The sequence below is a fragment of the Haematospirillum sp. H1815 genome (assembly GCF_012102705.1).
In the GTDB taxonomy this organism is placed as follows: domain Bacteria; phylum Pseudomonadota; class Alphaproteobacteria; order Rhodospirillales; family Rhodospirillaceae; genus Haematospirillum.
This window is the reverse complement of the sequence record NZ_JAAVTA010000021.1, coordinates 1-3,423: the sequence shown is the minus strand read 5'-3', so window position 1 is coordinate 3,423 and position 3,423 is coordinate 1. Positions and strand designations below refer to the sequence as shown.

Annotated in this window: 5 protein-coding genes; all 5 read left to right on the top strand. The window is 56.6% G+C overall.

What is annotated here, in order from left to right; all coding sequences use genetic code 11:
* The first annotated feature begins 80 nt into the window (after window positions 1-80).
* The 5 genes from HEQ60_RS10395 to HEQ60_RS10375 all read left to right on the top strand — a co-directional run bounded on the left by HEQ60_RS10395 (window position 81) and on the right by HEQ60_RS10375 (window position 3,337).
* Window positions 81-587 (top strand): phage major tail tube protein, encoded by a 507-nt coding sequence (locus HEQ60_RS10395; RefSeq protein WP_209315516.1) that lies wholly within the window; start codon window positions 81-83, stop codon window positions 585-587.
* Between the two features lie 43 nt (window positions 588-630).
* Window positions 631-888 (top strand): phage tail assembly protein, encoded by a 258-nt coding sequence (locus HEQ60_RS10995; RefSeq protein ID WP_066134947.1) that lies wholly within the window; start codon window positions 631-633, stop codon window positions 886-888.
* A gap of 117 nt (window positions 889-1,005) precedes the next feature.
* Window positions 1,006-2,787 carry a hypothetical protein gene (locus tag HEQ60_RS10385; RefSeq protein WP_168071612.1) on the top strand — a complete coding sequence of 594 codons (1,782 nt, stop codon included), beginning with the start codon at window positions 1,006-1,008 and terminating at the stop codon, window positions 2,785-2,787.
* A 6-nt stretch (window positions 2,788-2,793) separates the two neighbouring features.
* Entirely contained in the window at window positions 2,794-3,201 is a 408-nt protein-coding gene (locus HEQ60_RS10380; protein WP_168071611.1) for a phage tail protein, read from the top strand.
* Window positions 3,173-3,337 carry a tail protein X gene (locus tag HEQ60_RS10375; protein ID WP_245183914.1) on the top strand — a complete coding sequence of 55 codons (165 nt, stop codon included), beginning with the start codon at window positions 3,173-3,175 and terminating at the stop codon, window positions 3,335-3,337. The genes HEQ60_RS10380 and HEQ60_RS10375 overlap by 29 nt, the downstream gene beginning before the upstream one ends.
* Window positions 3,338-3,423 lie beyond the last annotated feature (86 nt).

Below are 3,423 nucleotides of genomic sequence, written 5' to 3'. Positions count from 1 at the left end.
TTCACCCCTCCCTATCCGGCGGAGCACATCACGTTCCGTTCCCATCTGGTCAATGATTACATCAAGGAGGCCTTTCACTGATGGCCGCGCGCGACGTTCTGAAAAATATCAACCTGTTCGTTGACGGGCGTGGCTATGCCGGACAGATCAGCGAATATTCTCCCCCCTCCCTGGCGCTGGTGACTGAAGATTTTCGCGCCGGGGGTATGGATGCGCCCGTCAAAATTGATATGGGCATGGAGGCCCTTGAAACCAGTTTTAATTTGATCAGTTATGACCGCGACGTTCTGTCCCTGTTCGGTGTTGCCGAGGGAAAAAATGTGCCTCTGACCGCCCGTGGTGCCCTGGAATCCTGGGACGGTACGGTCACGCCGGTTGTGCACACCATGCGCGGCAAGATCACCAAAATTGAACGGGGGGCTTGGTCTGCCGGGCAGAAACCGACCTTGGGTGTTACGCTGTGCCTTGAATATTTCAAAGAGGAACACGGCGGGCACACCGTTCATGAGATTGATGTCATCAACATGATCCGCAAGGTCAACGGCGAGGATCGCCTGGCGCAGATCAGAAGTGCGATTGGTGTGTAGAGTGACCACGTGTTTGTTGGCACACAAAGGAGAGCCAGAGTACATGGATTATACGACCGAATATGTAGATGTCACCTTATCCCGCCCCATTGACTTGGACGGGACGCAAGTCAGCAGTTTACGGATGCGTGAGCCGACGGTCCATGATCAGATCGCTTGCCAGTCGGTCAAGGGAAGCACAGCCCAACAGGAGGTTACACTCTTTGCAAATTTGTGCGGGATAGCCCCTGATAATATACAGAAACTTCGGCTGCGTGACTACAGGAAGCTGCAGGATGCTTACTCAAATTTTCTCGAATAAGCCCGGTCGATCTGCGCCACAACGTAATCGCCCTGGCTTCGTTCACGTCCTGGGGTTTGTCTGAAATTGCATCTATGCCGCTAAGCCAGTTCAAATGGTGGATCGAGGGGCTGCCGCGTGGCGACTGAACAAAAACTCAGCACAAAAATAACAATCGGCGCAGCCCTGGATGCATCGTTTGCGCGGAATGTCGGCCTGATCAAGGGGGGGTTGGACAGCGTCGGGTCCGAGATCAAGACCATTACAAAGCGCCAGCAGGAGCTCAAGAAACAGCGCAAGGTTCTGGAGCGGGAAGGGAAATCTGTTGATGCCCTGGACCGGGAGTACCAGGAGCTCGGGAGCACACTGGACAAGCTGCGGGTCAGTCAGAAAAAGTGGGAGCGGGCGGCTGCCGCCAGCAACAGGGTTGGTGAGAAATTCGGGCAAATGCAAGGTGCGGTGGGGGGCTTGGCACGAACCACCACTGTCGCTGTCGGCGCTGCCGGGGCCGCAATTTTCAGCCTCGCAAACTCGACCGCAGGATTGGGTGATCATGTCGCAAAAACTGCCGGAAAGATGGGGATTGGCATCGAGGCCTTGCAGGAGTTGCGCTACGCCGCCGAGCGCAGTGGAATGTCTGCCGAAGGTCTTGACGGGTCCATGGAAAAATTGTCCAAGGGCATCGGCGAGGCAGTCCAGGGGAGCGGAACGGCAAAGAAAGCGTTCGAGCAGCTGGGTCTTTCTGCGCAGGCAATGGCATCCATGCAGCCGGATGAAGCGCTGGCACTGGTAGCCGATCGGTTGCAGTCTGTGGAAAATGGCGCAGAGCGCGTTGCGTTGGCGACGGCCATATTTGGCCGCTCCGGCGCGGGCATGATCAACATGCTGAAAGATGGCTCTGCCGGGCTGACCCAGTTGCGAGCAGATGCACAGGCTACAGGCTATGTTCTGAGCGAAAAAACAGCCCGTGATGCGGAGGCGTTCAAGGATGCGCTTCTGGACGCGCAATTGGGGCTTGCCGGGTTGAAGAATACCATTGGCGGGGCCCTGATGCCGGTCGTTACAGACATGATGAAGGATTTTACAAGTTATATGCGCGAAAACCGCGATGAGGTCGTCGCCTTCGCAAAGCGCTTTGCCGACGGATTCCGCGAGATAGTCCCCTTTATCGGGGATGCCGTCCGGGGCATTGCCTCAATAGCCACAGGCTTTGCGTCTGTCACGAACAATCTCGCATCCCTTGTCGGGGGGTTTGACAACTTGGGTATCATCATGTCGGCTGTCTTTGCCTCCAAGGCTGTTGTGTCTGTCTTGTCTTTTGGTTCAGCCGTATGGGGTCTCGGCTCTGCCATGATCGGGCTTGCTGGCGGGCTCCCTGCTGTTGCGGCAGGAATCAAGGCGATCGGCCTGGCCTTGGTAGCCACCCCCATCGGCGCAATCATCGCCGGGATTGCCCTTGCAGCGGGGCTTGTTATTGCAAACTGGTCAACCGTCAAGGCATTCTTCGGCTCATTATGCGACTGGATCACCGATAAGTTCTCCGCGATCGGTGAATTCTTCACGGGCCTGTGGGCTGGAATTACAGACGCTGCAAGCGCCGCCTTTGAATGGATTCTAGAGAAGCTACAATGGGTCGGCGCGGGGATTGGTAAGGTTGCATCCTTTTTTGGCCTTGGCCAGGACGCCGGAGAAAAATCCAGCGCAGATCCGACACCGTCTTCGGCGCCTCCTCCGGCGGCTATTCGGGGGGCTTCATCCGGTGGGGCGGACGTCACAAACAACGTCACCAACGCACCCGTCTTCAATATCCAGCAGCAGCCCGGCCAGGACCCCCGGCAGCTGGCAGAAGAAATAGAGCGGATTCGACGCGAGAATGAACGCGGCGCGCTGCATGACGGGGCCATGGCTTATGGATATTGAGGTCATATGGCAGATATCATGATGCAGCTTGGTGCTTATCAATTCAGCATCAATACGGCGGCGTACCAGGAGCTCAAGCGCTCGAATGCCTACTCATGGTCCGCCCAGGAGCGGTTCGGGAAACCCGGGGCCCTTCAATACACCGGGCCGGGCAGTGAAACACTGTCACTGGACGGTGTGATATTTCCCGGCTTCAAGGCCGGGCGCGGTCAGCTTGAGGCCATGCGCCGCGAGGCCGCGAAGGGCGAGCCGCTTCAGCTGGTGGACGGCCTTGGCTTTATCCACGGGCAATGGGTGGTCGAGCGGATTGACGAAACCCAGTCCCGGTTTGCGCAAAAAGGCGTCCCTATGCGCCAGGGGTTCAGTCTTCAGTTGAGGAAATACGATGATGGGCCTTCGATATCAGACGCGTGACGGGGATACGGTCGATTACATCGCGTGGAAGCATTACGGCGGGACTGCGCCAGGCGTTGTGGAGCAGCTTCTCGAAGCGAACCCCGGGCTTGTCCGCTATGTGTCTGGTTTGGAGGCTAGTCGCTCTGTAGCATAGTCTTGATTGATGGCTACGTTTCCTGCGCAACTTTTATATAATAAACCATGATCCTGAGTTTCGTATTATTGTATGATATTTCTGGA

Bases quoted from the DNA above. Each gene is read 5' to 3' on its own strand.
- HEQ60_RS10395 (WP_209315516.1), top strand. From the start codon at position 81: ATGGCCGCGCGCGACGTTCTGAAAAATATCAACCTGTTCGTTGACGGG.
- HEQ60_RS10995 (WP_066134947.1), top strand. From the start codon at position 631: ATGGATTATACGACCGAATATGTAGATGTCACCTTATCCCGCCCCATT.
- HEQ60_RS10380 (WP_168071611.1), top strand. From the start codon at position 2,794: ATGGCAGATATCATGATGCAGCTTGGTGCTTATCAATTCAGCATCAAT.
- HEQ60_RS10375 (WP_245183914.1), top strand. From the start codon at position 3,173: ATGATGGGCCTTCGATATCAGACGCGTGACGGGGATACGGTCGATTAC.